The 14,338-nt window shown below is 56.1% G+C and carries 13 protein-coding genes; 7 read left to right on the forward strand and 6 right to left on the reverse strand.

What is annotated here, in order from left to right; all coding sequences use genetic code 11:
- Positions 1-107: 107 nt before the first annotated feature.
- From Q8N04_08865 to Q8N04_08880, 4 genes are all read right to left on the reverse strand, one after another.
- A complete protein-coding gene (locus Q8N04_08865) occupies positions 108-1,214 on the reverse strand; it encodes a helix-turn-helix transcriptional regulator (GenBank protein ID MDP3090774.1) in 1,107 nt (368 codons plus the stop codon).
- A gap of 5 nt (positions 1,215-1,219) precedes the next feature.
- Positions 1,220-1,552 (reverse strand): helix-turn-helix transcriptional regulator, encoded by a 333-nt coding sequence (locus Q8N04_08870; protein MDP3090775.1) that lies wholly within the window; start codon positions 1,550-1,552, stop codon positions 1,220-1,222.
- Positions 1,553-1,624: 72 nt separating this feature from the next.
- Positions 1,625-2,326, reverse strand: coding sequence for a hypothetical protein (locus Q8N04_08875; protein MDP3090776.1), 702 nt, complete (start codon positions 2,324-2,326; stop codon positions 1,625-1,627).
- 10 nt (positions 2,327-2,336) lie between these two features.
- Entirely contained in the window at positions 2,337-3,425 is a 1,089-nt protein-coding gene (locus tag Q8N04_08880) for a helix-turn-helix transcriptional regulator (GenBank protein MDP3090777.1), read from the reverse strand.
- Positions 3,426-3,558: 133 nt separating this feature from the next.
- Here Q8N04_08880 and Q8N04_08885 point away from each other — a divergent pair, with 133 nt between their 5' ends.
- From Q8N04_08885 to Q8N04_08910, 6 genes are all read left to right on the forward strand, one after another.
- A complete protein-coding gene (locus Q8N04_08885) occupies positions 3,559-3,855 on the forward strand; it encodes a helix-turn-helix transcriptional regulator (protein MDP3090778.1) in 297 nt (98 codons plus the stop codon).
- Between the two features lie 120 nt (positions 3,856-3,975).
- Positions 3,976-4,632 (forward strand): outer membrane beta-barrel protein, encoded by a 657-nt coding sequence (locus Q8N04_08890; GenBank protein ID MDP3090779.1) that lies wholly within the window; start codon positions 3,976-3,978, stop codon positions 4,630-4,632.
- A gap of 259 nt (positions 4,633-4,891) precedes the next feature.
- Positions 4,892-6,814 carry a beta-propeller fold lactonase family protein gene (locus Q8N04_08895; GenBank protein ID MDP3090780.1) on the forward strand — a complete coding sequence of 641 codons (1,923 nt, stop codon included), beginning with the start codon at positions 4,892-4,894 and terminating at the stop codon, positions 6,812-6,814.
- Positions 6,815-6,914: 100 nt separating this feature from the next.
- On the forward strand, positions 6,915-7,796 hold the full coding sequence (locus Q8N04_08900; protein ID MDP3090781.1) for a hypothetical protein: 882 nt from the start codon (positions 6,915-6,917) through the stop codon (positions 7,794-7,796).
- Between the two features lie 135 nt (positions 7,797-7,931).
- Positions 7,932-9,752: a cadherin-like beta sandwich domain-containing protein gene (locus Q8N04_08905; GenBank protein MDP3090782.1), complete on the forward strand. Its 1,821-nt coding sequence runs from the start codon at positions 7,932-7,934 to the stop codon at positions 9,750-9,752.
- 52 nt (positions 9,753-9,804) lie between these two features.
- Positions 9,805-11,295 carry a cell envelope integrity protein TolA gene (locus tag Q8N04_08910; protein MDP3090783.1) on the forward strand — a complete coding sequence of 497 codons (1,491 nt, stop codon included), beginning with the start codon at positions 9,805-9,807 and terminating at the stop codon, positions 11,293-11,295.
- Positions 11,296-12,856: 1,561 nt separating this feature from the next.
- Here Q8N04_08910 and Q8N04_08915 read toward each other — a convergent pair.
- Together Q8N04_08915 and Q8N04_08920 are read right to left on the reverse strand one after the other, a co-directional pair.
- On the reverse strand, positions 12,857-13,123 hold the full coding sequence (locus Q8N04_08915) for a type II toxin-antitoxin system RelE/ParE family toxin (GenBank protein ID MDP3090784.1): 267 nt from the start codon (positions 13,121-13,123) through the stop codon (positions 12,857-12,859).
- Positions 13,120-13,395 (reverse strand): type II toxin-antitoxin system prevent-host-death family antitoxin, encoded by a 276-nt coding sequence (locus Q8N04_08920; protein ID MDP3090785.1) that lies wholly within the window; start codon positions 13,393-13,395, stop codon positions 13,120-13,122. Before Q8N04_08920 ends, Q8N04_08915 begins: the two co-directional genes overlap by 4 nt.
- A 394-nt stretch (positions 13,396-13,789) precedes the next feature.
- Between Q8N04_08920 and Q8N04_08925 the strand changes: the two genes are divergently transcribed.
- Complete coding sequence (locus tag Q8N04_08925; GenBank protein ID MDP3090786.1) at positions 13,790-14,137, forward strand: PilZ domain-containing protein; 348 nt, start codon at positions 13,790-13,792, stop codon at positions 14,135-14,137.
- Positions 14,138-14,338 lie beyond the last annotated feature (201 nt).

Here is a 14,338-nt window from a genome sequence, read left to right on the forward strand (position 1 = left end):
TCTCCAATCTGATTCCTGCCCGTGATGTCACCCCGGCTGAATTAATCACCGGCATCATCACCGAACGCGGCGTGTTCAAGCCGGGCGAACTTGCCGGTCAGTTCCGGTCATAGCCCGCCATTCGTGGGTTGTCTTTGTCTTATAGCATCCAGCGCCATCCTCATCGCGGCGTGGCGGTTTTCAATTCCCAGATGACTGTAGATATGCTCTAGGTGCTTTTGCACCGTGCGCGGGCTGATCCCCAGAATTATGCCGATCTCCGGATTGGTCTTGCCTTGAGCGACCCAGCCGAGAATGACGGTTTCGCGCGGACTTAAGCCGAGGTGGCCAAGGGCCGTTTGAGATACAAGCGGTCTCGCTTCCTCCAACATCAGCAGACGGGTCTGGCCTTGTCGCATAAGCCGGATTGTGACAGTTCCCCCTGGGCCTGAAACAACAAGCGGGCTGAGCGCATTGGGTAGCCCGCTTGGGCATGAGAGCTCTGACTCTTGGGCCTGGAGCCAGTCGGTGATTCGGCGAGGCAGACGGTCGCGGGTTCGATGCCCGACCAGTTGGTATTCCAACAGTATTCGTTCTGCGCGAGGCGTTGCCCATCGGATGGTCGAATTCGGCGATAGGCAGACAACGGCGGAATCGAGCGCATCCAGCACACCGTGAATTGCCGTGGTTCCATGCTGCATCCGGGTCACGGCCTGAGCATTCTCGAAAGCCTGTACGATATGTGGATGTAGTTCCGACAGAACCCGCCGATCTCGTTCGCTGTAGTCCCTACCGCTTCGGTGGAGCCCAATCCCGATCAAGCCGTCTTGGGCGAGCGAAATGCCGAATGCGATGCCATACGGAATGCCTTTGGGTCGATAATATTCATTGTAGAGGTCTGTGCGACGAAATTGTCGATAGGTCATGAAATCAGAGATCTTCGTCACGTCTCCCTTGCCGGTGGACAGAAAGTGGACCACGGCGGGGTGTTGGTGCTGGTATTGGCCGATGATGGCCGGTCCGTCTCCCAGCGGAAAACTTTCCGGCCAGAATGCATAACCGGTGACGATCTTCTTGGTCGTGCTGATTTCGTTGTAGGCGTAGAGATCGGCAGAGACGAGGTCTGCGATGCCTTTGACCAGCGCCTGCTTAAACACATTGTGATCCCGCAGTAGATAGAGATCTCGGAGAAACTCGAATAGCCGACGAATATCGTGGGTGGCGAGATGTTCCATGTGGATTAGTCTAGCCCTTCCGACGTTCTCGCCATTCGACTCGCGGTGAGCGCCAGGCTGATGGCCGCATGGCGATTTTCCACTCCCAGCCGACCGTAGATATGTTCGAGGTGCTTTTGCACCGTGCGAGCGCTGATCCCCAGAATCATGGCGACTTCTGGATTCGTCTTGCCCTGGACAACCCACCCGAGAATCTCTGTTTCACGACGGCTGAGCCCAAAGTGACTAAGCTTGAGAGGTCTATTGTGCAGCGGGGCTTCTTCCAGGAGAAGCAGCGCATGTTGGTCTTGGCGGAGCAGCCGCGCCGTGAGGGTGCCTCGTGCCCCGTCGATACGCAATGGGCGACTTGGAGTATGTAGGAGGCTCTCGGAGCATTGACGGGCATACTCATGCCGCAGCCAGCTGCGGAGCTACGGTGGAAGGCAGCCAGGATTGCGTTTGGCCGTTCTGTCGTAGCGCAGCATCAGCTGATCTGCGAGAGGAGTTGAGAAGCGGATGCTTCCATCTTCCGTGACGGAGATGAGACCTTGGTGCCTCTCTTCAAGAGTCTCGGAGCTGGCCGTTACCTGCTCCTGCATCCGTGTGATGGCCGCGGCATTGTGGTAGGCCTGAATAAGATGCGGACTCATCACATTGAGCAGCATCACGTCGTGGGAGGTGAAGTCTCGCCTCGCGCGAAGGAGACCGACAGCAACCAAGGGACCTGGCTCATGGGTCAGTCTGGCTCCCATGTTAAAGTGGAGCCGGAGTGGCCGGTAAAACTCGTTAAATAAAGTGCTGGTCTTGAATGTTCGATGCGACACAAAGTCGCTCATTTTGGCAGCAGTGGCTGACGGAGATCGTTCCGCATGGATGATAAGTGGGCTTTGATGAGCGTAGCGTCCCAGGATTTCTCGTGAGTCAGGGATGTCTGGATGATCAGGCGGCCATCCCTGATAGGAGGCGGTGCCCATCCGGGAGTTGATTTCGTTATAACTGCTGGCATCCGTCGAGATGATTGTTGGAATCGCGGCGACGAGATACCCGCTGAACTCCTGTTGCGGTCTAAGCACGTACAACGCCTGAAGGAAACCCAGCATCCGGCGAATGTCGTGAGTCGATAATTGTTCCATGACCGCTGCGCTATTGGCCAGATTGGTTGACGTTGAGCACGTGACTGATAGCAGCATGGCGGTTCTCGACCCCAAGACGTGAGTAGACTCTCTCTAAATGCTTCTGGACGGTTCGTGAACTAATACTGAGGATCATGCCAATCTCAGGATTTGTCTTGCCTTGGATGACCCAGGTCAGAATCTCCGTTTCTCGTGCGCTCAATCCGAGATGAGCGAGGTTCGTCGTTGACGTTGGCCTATTCTCCTGCAGCATTAAGAGAACGTACGGGGCTTTGGGCACTATGTGGATGTGGAGTGTGCCTGTCGTGCCGGCGATGGTCAGCGGAGCAATAGTTGGCGCCACATCATCGGGCGATTGTAGGTGAGCAATCTGGCCGCGTAGCCACGCTCGAAGCGACGAAGGCAGCCACTCGGAACCTCGCTTGATTCGGAGGCCGTACTGGGTAAAGAGCTGTTGGGCATGGGGTGTCGAAAAACGGATACGACCCTCTGTGGTAACGGACAGTACCGCCTGGTGGCCTGCTTCCATGACTTGATCGAGCGCGGTCAGCTGCTCCTGCATCTGCGTCACGGCGAGGGCGTTCTGGAATCCTTGCAGCACATGCGGGCGAATGGCATTCAGGGCGGCTCTTGTACGTTCGCTGAACTCTCGTCCACCCTTATGCTGGGCAAGGGTGATGCTGTGGTGTGAGTCGATCTCGAGTGCAAAGCCAATCGTGTAGGGTATCCGCAGCGGCTCGAAGAATTCTTTGTATAGCCCGGTGTCTCGAAACTCCCGTTGGGATACACAGTCTGAAATGGTAGTGGCCGATCTGTCGTGGGTCGTTTCGAAATACTGCAGGATCGGATGGCTGTGGGCCTGTCGTGCGAGCGCCTGGCCATAGTGTGCAGGATTTTCAAGGAAACCGGGGTGGTCCGTCTTGAATGAGCCTGTACCCTGGCGATGGTTGATCTCGTTATAGGACGTAAACTCACCCTCCATGATCGTTGGCAGCGCCACGATCAGATGGTTTGTGAACTCCTCATGCGTGCGCAGCTGATAGAGCTCGCGCAAAAACTCGGATATCCGCCGCAGATCTTTCCCGGTTAGTCGTTCCATCGGTGCGCCTATTGATCCCGAAACAATCGGAAGTCTATGCCTAGGTGTAAGTCTGTACGCCAGGTGGCGTATTTCGCGGGCAGCCGGTGTTCTGTTAGAAGAGCGGCGACACAGGGCGATGTGGAGGAAGCCGATGCAGCGACCGGAGGCAGTTCCAGAGGCGTACGTGCAAGGGGCTGGGTCAGCTCCGGATCTTCTGGCGAGAGAGCCGCTTCGGCGTGCTTTTCTGGGTGTGACGGCGCGGGAGGCAGAGGTCGTCGGATGGGTGGCGAAAGGGTTAACCAACAAGGCCATTGCATCGCAGTTAGAGATCAGTTCCCGAACAGTTCAAAAGCACATGGAGCGGATGTTTAGAAAGCTCGGTGTCCGCTCTCGTGCCGAATTGGTGACGCGAGTGTACCTGGATATGGCTCGGAATCACAGTGGGTAGAAGTACGAATCTAACTATTTCTTATGCGAACCATGTACGCCATTTGGCGGACACCAGAAGAGCAATGGCGAAGAGAACAATATCCGTGAGACTGTCGCGGCGGATGTGAGGAAAGGAAGGATGATGAAGCCAAGCATGTTCTTGTTGGCCACTCTTGTGCTTGGATTGCTGACCGCAACGAACGCACGTTCGGAGATTTATATCGGTGGGCAAGCGGGTTATTCCATGCCGAAGGAACTGAGCGGCCTTCGGGGTGTGAAGGACAATGAAGGCAGTACGGCCAGTAACCTCAAGCTATCCGAGAGTATGGCGTTCGGGGCGAAGGTGGGGTTCTTTCTCCCGGATTGGTTCAAGTGGCTTGGCGCGGAAATCGATCTCTACGGGTCGCAGCCGTCCGTCAAGGCGCAGGCGATTAGCGGGACCTTCCCGGCGCTGGCCGGAGTCACGTCGGTCTCTCGCTCCTCCCTCACGATGGTGCATCTGAACGCCAATGTGTTGGTGCGGTATCCCGGTTCTACGTTTCAGCCCTATGTCGGGATCGGCGTCGGCCAGAACCTGGGCTTTCTGGGGGCGTCCAACTTCTCAGTGCAGGATGGTTCGATTTCCACCAGTCTCAATCTGCTCGCGGGCCTGCGCGTGTTCGTGACGGAGACGGTGGCGCTCTTTGGGGAGTTTAAACAGAACCAGTCGAAACTCAGCTTTATCGACAATCAATTCGATGCCAAATACCGGGCCAATTTGGCCATGTTCGGCGTGACGTTTCATTTCGGGCGGTAGGGGAAGGCGCTGTCTATAAACAGGATGTGTGTCGGTGTTCTTTCACTAGCAGAGCCGATCGTGCCCTCCTGTGCGACCGACTCTCCACAGGGCGGAGGGAGCGTGAGGCTCCTTCCGCCAGCTATCCGGCATCTGTGATGTTTGTAGATAAACAGTGAGGCGCTAGAGAGTTTGAGGAAGGTCAGAACTCCGCCTGCTCAGACTGATGCAACTGAAGGCTTGAAATAGTTTGTCGATTTAACACACAGAGGGATGCGACATGAAATTAGCAATGGCGAAAGCGGTGCTGGCTATTGGGGCGGTGGTGTTGCTGGCTGCGTGCAGCAGTGGAGGGGATGGAGGCGGTAGCAGCGGGGCGATTGTGCCGACAACCTCAACTGTGCCGCGGTTTGCCTATGTGACCAACTATGGTGACGATACGGTCTCTATGTATGCCGTCAACGCGGCCAGCGGCCAGCTGAGATCGCTGGGATACGTGACCGCGGGAACGAATCCCACCTCCGTCACGGTAGACCCGAGTGAGAAATTTGCCTATGTTGCGAATAGCGGTTCCAACACCATCTCAGCCTATACGATCAACAGCACGACGGGGGCGCTGAGTTCTGTGGTTGGCAGTCCGTTTATCACGGGCACTGGGACACATCCTTTCTCCGTCACAGTAGATCCGAGTGGGAGATTTGCCTATTTGACCAGCGGTGGCTCAGGCATGCCTACGGCCCCTGTCTCCGCCACCGTCTCGGCATATACGATCAATACCACGACAGGAGCACTGACCCCAGTGGCCGGCAGCCCTTATAGGGTGGGTGGAACATTGCTCGGTTCCGTCACAGTGGACCCGAGTGGACAGTTTGCTTACGTGGCGAACTGGGACTTGGCCACCGTCTCGGCCTATACAATCAACCGCACGACGGGGGCGCTGACAGCAGTGGCTAGCAGCCCGTTTACCACGGGGGCACAACCTCGCTCTATTACAGTGGATCTGAGCGGGCGGTTTGCATATGTGGCTAACAGTGGCTCCGATACCATCTCGCTTTATACGATCAACAGGGCGACAGGGGAGCTTAGTGCGTTCGCAACTGGTGCCAGCGTCGCGGTCCGACAAGGGCCCGTGTCGCTAGCCATGGTTCATGGCACAGCGCCTGTGGTCTTCGCAGCGAAGTTTGCCTACGCGGTCACTCCCATCACATCCAATACCGTCTCGGCCTATACGATCAATAGCACCACGGGGACAGTAGTCGCTGTGGCCGGCGGTCCGTTTGCCACGGGGACAAATCCACGCTCTGTTACGGTGGACCGGAGCGGGCGGTTTGCCTATGTGGCGAACAGAGACTCCAATACGGTCTCCGCCTATACGATTAATGGCACGTCAGGGTTGCTGCTCCCCGTGGTGGGTGGTCCGTTTGCCGCGGGAGTAAATCCACGCTCCGTCACAGTGGATCCGAGCGAGCGTTTTGTTTATGTGGCCAATAGTGGCTCCGGAACCGTCACAGCTTACACGATCAATCGCACCACAGGGGCGCTGACTACGGTGGCTGGAAGCCCATTTGCTGCTGAGGGAAGACCTATCTCCGTCACGGTAGATCCGACCGGGCGGTTTGCCTATGTGGCCAACGGCGGTGGCGTTGCTACTCCTGAAGGCGTCTTGGCTTATGCAATCGACAAGACAACAGGCGCATTGACGCCAGTGGTGGGCAGTCCGTTTGCCACAGGCAATGGGACGTCTCCTAACTCTGTGGCGGTGGACCCTAGCGGGCGGTTTGTCTACGTAGCAACCTTCGACACCGTTTCAGCTTATACGATCGACAGTAGGACGGGGGGGCTGACGGCTATACCTGGTAGTCCATTTACAACTGGGGGACTAAGTCCTTCAACGATTACGGTGGATCCGACCGGGCGGTTTGCCTACGTGGCCAACTCGCGCGGAGGCTCTGTCTCGACCTTTACGATCAACGGCACGACGGGGGCTCTTACTGCGAGCAGTCCATTTGCCAATGGGGTGGCTGACTCCGTCGCCGTGGACCCCAATGGACAGTTTGCCTATGTGGCAGGCACTGGCCTCAGCACAGTCTCGACCTATGCGGTCAATAGCACGACGGGGGCGTTGTCCGCAGCCGGTACCTTTGTCGACCTTCCTCCTGTCAGCGGTGTCGGGAGTATTGTGGTCAGCGGGGTGCTGCAGTAGGTAGCCGGGGGGATGACCAGTTCTGCGATGTGGATTCTGTGACCTCCGGCATGACTTAGTTTGGTGCCGCGAAGCTTTTTGGGCATCGCAAAGGAGATTTATGGCAGGGGTAGTGGGAAGTGCGCGATCCCTCATGTGTGCGCTCATAATTACCGGGCTTGCGTTTCTGCTGCATGGGTGCGGGAGTGGAGGCTCAAGCGAGTCGACGAGTGTGGCCTCGCCTCCCAATGGCGGTGGAGGTATTGCGAATTATGGTACGTCGTTTGTCGGTAATGAAACGTCTGAGGCCTCGTTCGTTTTGACGAATGCCAGCCCGCGGCACCTCGACCCCAACGATCATTTCACGCTCACCCAATCGCAGCAGATCTGGGCGTTCACGGCGTCTCAGTATTCCACCAAGATTTACGCCTTGGATGCGGCGAATGCGCAACTCTTTCTCAATGGACAAGCCTTTCAGGGCTATGTGTTAGGCGGGCAGAATTTTGAGACAGGTATGTTTTTCCCAACCTTGCCGCCAGGGACGTACTACATCGGAACACTGCCGGGCCAGGCGTCTCTTCCTCAGGGCTATGTCAATCGTGTGTTCCATGAGGTTGCCTTCGATCGGGCATTGCCGGCATGGCAAGAGTCCACCAACATTCCCCATGCGACCGGGCGCAATCCTGGTGGGTGGGAATCAGTTGGCTTCTCGTTTCCCTCGGGCGACGCGCGGGCCTATCTCGAGACCGAAGGGTCTGGTGGAAAATTTATCATTATGACCGCCAGCCAGCATCAGGCGTTCGCGGCCGCGTATCTCAGAAACGGCTATGACGGCGGGTCCTATGCCTACACCTATGCGTGTGGAGGGCAAAGTGGCGGCCCCGCGACGGAAATTGAGTGTGAGTTGAAACTGCCGCCGGACAACTACTTTCTTGTGTATGTAAACGATACGGGGTCGTGGGCTGGCGGAGCGGCCAATATTCAATTCTATGTGCCTGAGTAATGTGCGGGACTGAGGAGAGGTGGCTGGTCTCGGCAACGATTCCATCATCTCGTGATCTCGTGTGATGGGTGCCTCGTACGAGTGCCTGGATTCGATGTAGGACTGGGCAAAGAGAAAGGCTAGGAGATGGTAGTGATGGACGCTTCGATAAAGACGATTCAATCATGTGCCTCGTTGCTGTTGCGCTTGTGTTTCGTGGCGCTTGTTGTTAGTTGCACGAATGCCACGCCGACACTTTCCCCGCTCAATATCGGTCCTAGTAACCAGGCTGAGTTAAGTAGTCTCACGCTGTCGAGCGGGACGCTTAATCCTGGCTTTGCCAGTGGGACTACCGACTACACCTCGATGTTTATTGGAACGTCGAGTGTCGTCGTGACGCCGACGGCGGCTGAGAGCCACGCCACCATTACGGTGAACGGGACAGCTGTCGTGAGCGGACAAGCCTCGCCGGCGATCACGCTTCCATTTGGGAACTCGACGATCACGATTATCGTGCGCGCGCAGGATGGGAAGACGACGAAGACGTACAACCTTTCCGCGCACCAGCTCACGCGCGAGAGCTATATCAAAGCCTCGAATACCGGGGCCGATGATCAATTTGGATATAGCATTGCGCTCTCGGGCGACACCCTGGTGGTGGGCGCGCCAAAGGAATCGAGCGCCGTGGTGGGGACGGGCGATGGCGATCAGTTGGATAATAGCTTACCCCAAAGCGGTGCGGTGTATGTGTTTGCCAGAACAAATGGGGTGTGGCGGCAGCAGGCGTATCTCAAGGCGTCGAACACTGGTGCCGGAGATTTGTTCGGCTGGAGTGTGGTCTTGTCCGGCGACACTTTGGCCGTGGGCGCAATCGGGGAGTCCAGCGCTGCGACAGGGATCAATGGCAACCAGGCAGACAACGGCGCCTTCTATAGCGGGGCCGTCTATGTGTTTACGCGCGTGAACAGCGAGTGGAGTCAGCAAGCCTATCTGAAGGCGTCGAATACCGGGGCGAGCGATTTCTTTGGCTACAGCGTGGCGCTGTCGGGTGAGACCTTAGCCATTGGTGCAATAAAGGAAAGCAGCAATGCGACCGGGGTCAATGGAAACCAGAGCGATAATACAGCGCTTGAGAGTGGCGCGGTCTACGTGTTTACGCGAGCGGGCGGGGTGTGGAGTCAGCAGGCCTATGTAAAAGCTTCCAATCCTGGACTGAGCGACCAGTTTGGCTACAGCGTGGCGTTGTCCGGTGACATGCTGGCGGTTGGCGCCATTCATGAGCGAAGTGCTGCGATGGGTATCAATGGCGATCAGACGGACAACAGTGCCTCCGCCAGCGGGGCGGTCTATGTCTTTACACGCACGGGCGCGATTTGGGCGCAGGAAGCCTATCTCAAAGCCTCGAATACCAATGTCGGGGATCAATTTGGCTACAGCGTGGGCCTCTCCGGCGACACGTTAGCTGTTGGAGCCTCTGAGGAAGACAGCGCGGCTGTTGGTGTAAATGGGAATCAAGCTGACAACGGAGCTCCTGCCAGCGGCGCAGTCTATGTGTTTACGAAGGCCGGTGGTGTGTGGAGCCAGCAAGCCTATTTGAAGGCGTCCAACACGGAAGCCGGCGATCAATTTGGGTCTAGAGTGGCGCTCGATGGCGATATGCTGGCCGTGAGTGCGGCATTTGAAGACGGTTTGGGTTATGGCGTCAATCCTGGGTCCGCTGCGGAGGGGAGTAACAGCGCCTCGAGTAGCGGCGCGGTGTACGTATTCATGCGGTCGAATGGGCTGTGGAGCCAGCAGGCGTATGTGAAGGCGAGTAACACAACGGCGAACTACCAGTTTGGCTCGAGCGTGGCGCTGTCTGGTGACACTTTGGCGGTGGGATCAACCGGCGAAAGCGCGAGTCACACCGGCGTGATCGATTTCAATCCGGATGATCTCAGCGCTCCGAACAGCGGCGCGGTGTATGTGTGGCGGTAGGGGAAAGCGTTCATCAAGCTGGGTATTCACGGCACATGCAGGAGGTGCTTGGATGAAGATGAACCGATGGCAATCTGTGGTGGTGGTTGTTTGTTGTGTCGTGATTTCAGGCTGTACGACCTCACGCTGGGTGACGGATTCACGTAAAGAGGTTATCTCCGAGAAAACTGCATCGACGGTTGTGCCCCTCTTATCCATTACACAGTACCCGGAGGATAAGCCTGAAGTGATCGTAAAGCTGAGTAAGCGCTTAGTGGGTACGCTTGAAGTGCAGGAACAACAGCATGAGGTAATCCACACGATATGGGGTACCTCGCTAGGGAATGTCCTTTCGGGATGGCTTCTCCTTCCATTCTCTCCAATTGCTCTCATCAACTACACGATCTATGGTGCGCCTGGGGAAGGGGTAATGGCAGTCGTGAATTCGTTTCTTGCAGCCACCGGATTCAATGCGCCGCCGGGTTCATACTTCCATGTGAAGGATCGATACGGTGAATCACGGATCGACAAGACTTTCGGGGGTGCGGGGATGCAGGAAATTCCTTGGGTGGATGGATCGCTAACTATCACTACGGGGAACCATGAGCCTCTGCGTGTGTTTCAAAATGCACAAGGCCTTGTAGCGATAGATCTGAAGCGGCTTCCAATCGATCTCGTCCATCCCAATAATGACCTTCATCTCACTATCACTGCAAAGGACGGAGGAAGCGAGGTGGAAGCGCAGGTGAATGTGACGGTTGCCACTATGCTAGCGTGGCCAGCAAAAGAGGCTGAATTTGCGCGGCGAGAGCAAGAGCGGCAGGTGGAGCTTGCTCGGCAGGAACGAGAGCGGAAGGCACAAGAAGAGCGAGAGGCCATTGCCAAGCGCGAACGTGAAGCGCAGCAAAAAAGGGAGGCTGTGGCCCGGCGAGAACAAGAACGGCGGGAGAAAGAGGCAGAACGAGAGCGGCGAGCAGAAGAACGAGCGGAGTCCGATGCCAATATGGCGCTCATGATGCAAGGCATCGGCCTGCTCGGACAGATTGCGGCGGCTCAGCAGCAGAATTCAATGGCAAGCCGGCCGTCGGTCCCCACCCCGAGGACTGTTCCACCTCCGTCAGCTGCGCTGCAGTCCCTGTCGCAAATGGCCGGAGCCTTGGCGAACACTCCTGACATGGGCGGGGGTAGTTCACCGAGTCAAGAGAGTGGTGGAAATTCTTCGGGCAGCAATGCGGCGTCGCAGTACCGACACAATCCTGCCAATGACGCTTCCCGGTGCCTTGTAGTTAAGAAAGGTACAGGCCTTTTTTCATTCGACTTTCAGAATAACTGTGGGTTTCCTGTGGAAATTTTATCCTGCACAAATTCTCAGGAGAAGCCCAATCATTGTCAGCGAGAGGGGTACACACAAAGGACGGGCAAAGTGGCCTCAGGTACTAGGACTCCCCTGAGCGTTTGGGGGGGAGGCAAGCCCACATCGTGGGAATATGGTGCGTGCAAATATGGAACTATGAGATACACCTCTGATATGAACCTGAGAAGGGAGTACGCGTGCGTGGATTGATAGATATACCAACACAATCATAATCTCGCCAAAGAAAAGGATTTAGATGCGTGGATCGGTAACGCGTATATAGGGTCGGGGAGGTCAGGTGGCAACCAAAACATGTCGTCGAGAATGACGAGTGTCTCGCAGGAGGTCTATTGCAAAAGAAGGTCGATCGGGCAATCCGTCTGTTTCTGCGTGACTGTATTGCCCCTAGGTTAAAATTCAATGTACTGCGTATCCCTAGCCGTGCTATAAGTTTCCAGCGAATCGCTGCAAGGTGGCTGACGGTAACGCTCCACAGGGTGTTCAGCTCTCTTGTTCAGCTACTTTGCTTGTTGGCTGAGTCAAGAACGTGTCTGGGGTCTGTCCTGCATCTTGGAAAAGCATCAGACGTTCGGACCACGCATCCTCAATCTTCAGAGTAGAGAAGGGGTGGTATCAACGATGAGACACAGAGGCATTTCAGTCGGACTTAGCGTGATGGTGTGGGGACTGCTATCCCTGGGCGGCTTGGGCACACCCGCAACAGCCGCCCCAGTGACGTTTCAGTTTGCAGGACACTTGACTGCGGTCGATCCTACGATCACGACAGCCACAGGATTCAATACAGGCCACACCTTCGAAGGTTTTTTATACGTTTGAGTCTACCGCTCCAGACCATCCCGTGTTTGCAGCTGATCCCCAGCAAGGCTTATACGACACAGCACTCATAAATGTGAGTGGCAAGATTGGAACGCACATCGTCGTCATGCCGCAGCAACCATCATATGGTAGTATCTCCGTTCAGAACAACGTTCAGAACCACTTGGGGCTTTATGTTGATACTGATGAGACCGTCAAAGTGTGCGCGTACAACTTTCTAGAAAGTGGCATTTCTACGGGAAAACAAGCGATTATTGAACACACGCTACGCACTATTTGATGGTCGGCTCAGTAACTATGCCATGGGCGCCACCGTTAATACGGCTGGAGCAATCACTGGTTGGCGTGTAGGATCATTTGGCGTTTATCTCCGTGACGCTTCTCCCTTAACCTTTGACAACGATTCCCTGCCAACACATGCCCCTAGCTTGAGTTCGTTTGCGACCAGAAATGCCTTCTTTCTATTCTTCAATGGCACTACTTACCTTGAGGCTACAGGCCATCTCACTTCACTCACCGCCGTTCCAGTTCCCGCCGCCGTTCTGTTGTTCGGCACGGGCCTCACGGCCTTGATTGGTCTGGGGGCTGGGAGCCGGCGACGTAAACAGATTGGCGTCGCCTAAGTCGCGTAACTCGAGTACTCCTCCACGATTCCAGCGACTGCTTGCACGTGCCGTGAATATATAGAGCCTGATCTTGCTCTCAAATATTGCGATGTGCAGGAGTCGATCTTCAGGTCAGTTCCACCGTTGATCAGTTCAGCCCTACGGGGTCGTTGCTTGACTTGACACGTTGAATCAGAAAATTGAGCCAGCAAGGTGGGAGTTGATGACTCGATCTGCCACCGCATGGTCCATGGCTCGTCGCATGACCAGTGCCCGCCCTGCACGGAACGGCGAGACACAACGACACGTCCTCGCTGATTCCTGGTTGATCAGTAGGTCTTTTGAAAGTCCGGCTTGCTGAGGACGCGCACGACGTCAATCCGGGTCCCTGAGCGCTGGAACACGACTCGGTAGTCGCCTGCTCTCAGACGGTACAGGGCGGCTTTAAACCCTTGCAGCTTCTTGATGCGCTTTCCGTCCGGGATGGGATCGTCGGCAAGGCGAGCGCAATCGGCGAGAACCTGATTGGTGATTTTATCTGAAAGTCCATCGAGATCTCGCTGTGCCTTCGCTGACAGAAAGACCTGATAGGTCACTTCGTGCGCGCTTTCTTCTTGACGCGTGTCGCTTTGTATTCAGATAGCCGCATCGTTCGACCAGCGCGGACATCATTGAGGCCTTCTTCGATTTTTTTGCGAAGGGTCGGACTATACGCCAACAAGGCGTCCTCGATATTGTCTTCTGTCACCGGCACCAGCATCGCAGTCGGTCGCCCGTGAGTGGTCACCAGCACAGTGTTCCCTCGCTCAACGGTTCTGAGCATCTCGGATGTCTTGGCTTTGAGTTCGCGAACATTTGTGAATTTCATAGGTCCCTTTTCTGTAGTTTCAAGTGAGACTGCATCATAGATTCAGATACAGACGGAGTCAAGGGAGATTGGGTAGGTGCAAGCGTACGTATGGGGGTCGTGTTGCAATCAAGCAGTGCGGTTTTGGCGGTAAGCGTGGCGGCTCGTCGGTGCTCATGGTGGGTATGTGACTCTCGGGAGACAGTCCTAGCGGAGTGTCTGGATCTTGCCGAGGGTTGCTTCGCCCAAGCCGAGGGGTGTGATGCGCGTGCGTGCGTCGCATAGCAAGAAGGCGTCGGCCAGCGAAGGACGGCAGCGCTACAACTCCTTCGGACCGTAGCCGCGATTCACGGGGATAGGGCTATTGGAATTCAGTAGTCCTATCCCCTTCGCACGTGCTTTTGGAGAAAGGTACATGTTTCCCGTGGATTTGCGTCAGCACCAACGATTCCGCGCTCAGTTTCGGACGTGTTTCACCACGGACCAGGGGATTGTCGTCGGGGAGGGCATGATCCGCAATTTCTCTCCAGGTGGATGCCGCATTCGGAGTTTCGCGTCTCCGCCCCCTGGTTCAGAGGTTGAGCTCTGTATCTATCCGGACGACACCAGCGGAGGTCTGGCCATTCAATTGGCCACAGTCTGTTGGGCAAGGGATTGCGAATTCGGTGTGGCTTTTGTGGCCATCGATCCAGAGGTCACGCAACAATTGGGATCGCTGTGGTCTGCGCTTGCGCCTTCCGGGAGTCGCGTGCAGGCTTCGTGATTTCGGGCGTCATTCGGTTGGTGTTGCGTCGCCTATCGATCCTGGCTTCTGCAGATATCGGGGCTAGGAGCCTGTCCGAGTAATGGCTGACCATGCGTGACAAGACGTAGATTCACGGCAGGACCAGCAGCGATTCGGTCCGCCGCCGAAGGGTGTGGCCGATACGTGTGCCAATGAGTGGAATTGTGATCGGTTTGGGGG

The sequence above is a fragment of the Nitrospira sp. genome, from assembly GCA_030692565.1.
Taxonomy (GTDB): domain Bacteria; phylum Nitrospirota; class Nitrospiria; order Nitrospirales; family Nitrospiraceae; genus Nitrospira_D.

Coding starts and splice junctions, on each gene's coding strand:
- Q8N04_08890 (MDP3090779.1), top strand. CDS start 3,976: ATGATGAAGCCAAGCATGTTCTTGTTGGCCACTCTTGTGCTTGGATTG.
- Q8N04_08885 (MDP3090778.1), top strand. CDS start 3,559: ATGCAGCGACCGGAGGCAGTTCCAGAGGCGTACGTGCAAGGGGCTGGG.
- Q8N04_08925 (MDP3090786.1), top strand. CDS start 13,790: ATGTTTCCCGTGGATTTGCGTCAGCACCAACGATTCCGCGCTCAGTTT.
- Q8N04_08880 (MDP3090777.1), bottom strand. CDS start 3,425: ATGGAACGACTAACCGGGAAAGATCTGCGGCGGATATCCGAGTTTTTG.
- Q8N04_08910 (MDP3090783.1), top strand. CDS start 9,805: ATGAAGATGAACCGATGGCAATCTGTGGTGGTGGTTGTTTGTTGTGTC.
- Q8N04_08865 (MDP3090774.1), bottom strand. CDS start 1,214: ATGGAACATCTCGCCACCCACGATATTCGTCGGCTATTCGAGTTTCTC.
- Q8N04_08905 (MDP3090782.1), top strand. CDS start 7,932: ATGGACGCTTCGATAAAGACGATTCAATCATGTGCCTCGTTGCTGTTG.
- Q8N04_08875 (MDP3090776.1), bottom strand. CDS start 2,326: ATGGAACAATTATCGACTCACGACATTCGCCGGATGCTGGGTTTCCTT.
- Q8N04_08920 (MDP3090785.1), bottom strand. CDS start 13,395: ATGAAATTCACAAATGTTCGCGAACTCAAAGCCAAGACATCCGAGATG.
- Q8N04_08895 (MDP3090780.1), top strand. CDS start 4,892: ATGAAATTAGCAATGGCGAAAGCGGTGCTGGCTATTGGGGCGGTGGTG.
- Q8N04_08900 (MDP3090781.1), top strand. CDS start 6,915: ATGGCAGGGGTAGTGGGAAGTGCGCGATCCCTCATGTGTGCGCTCATA.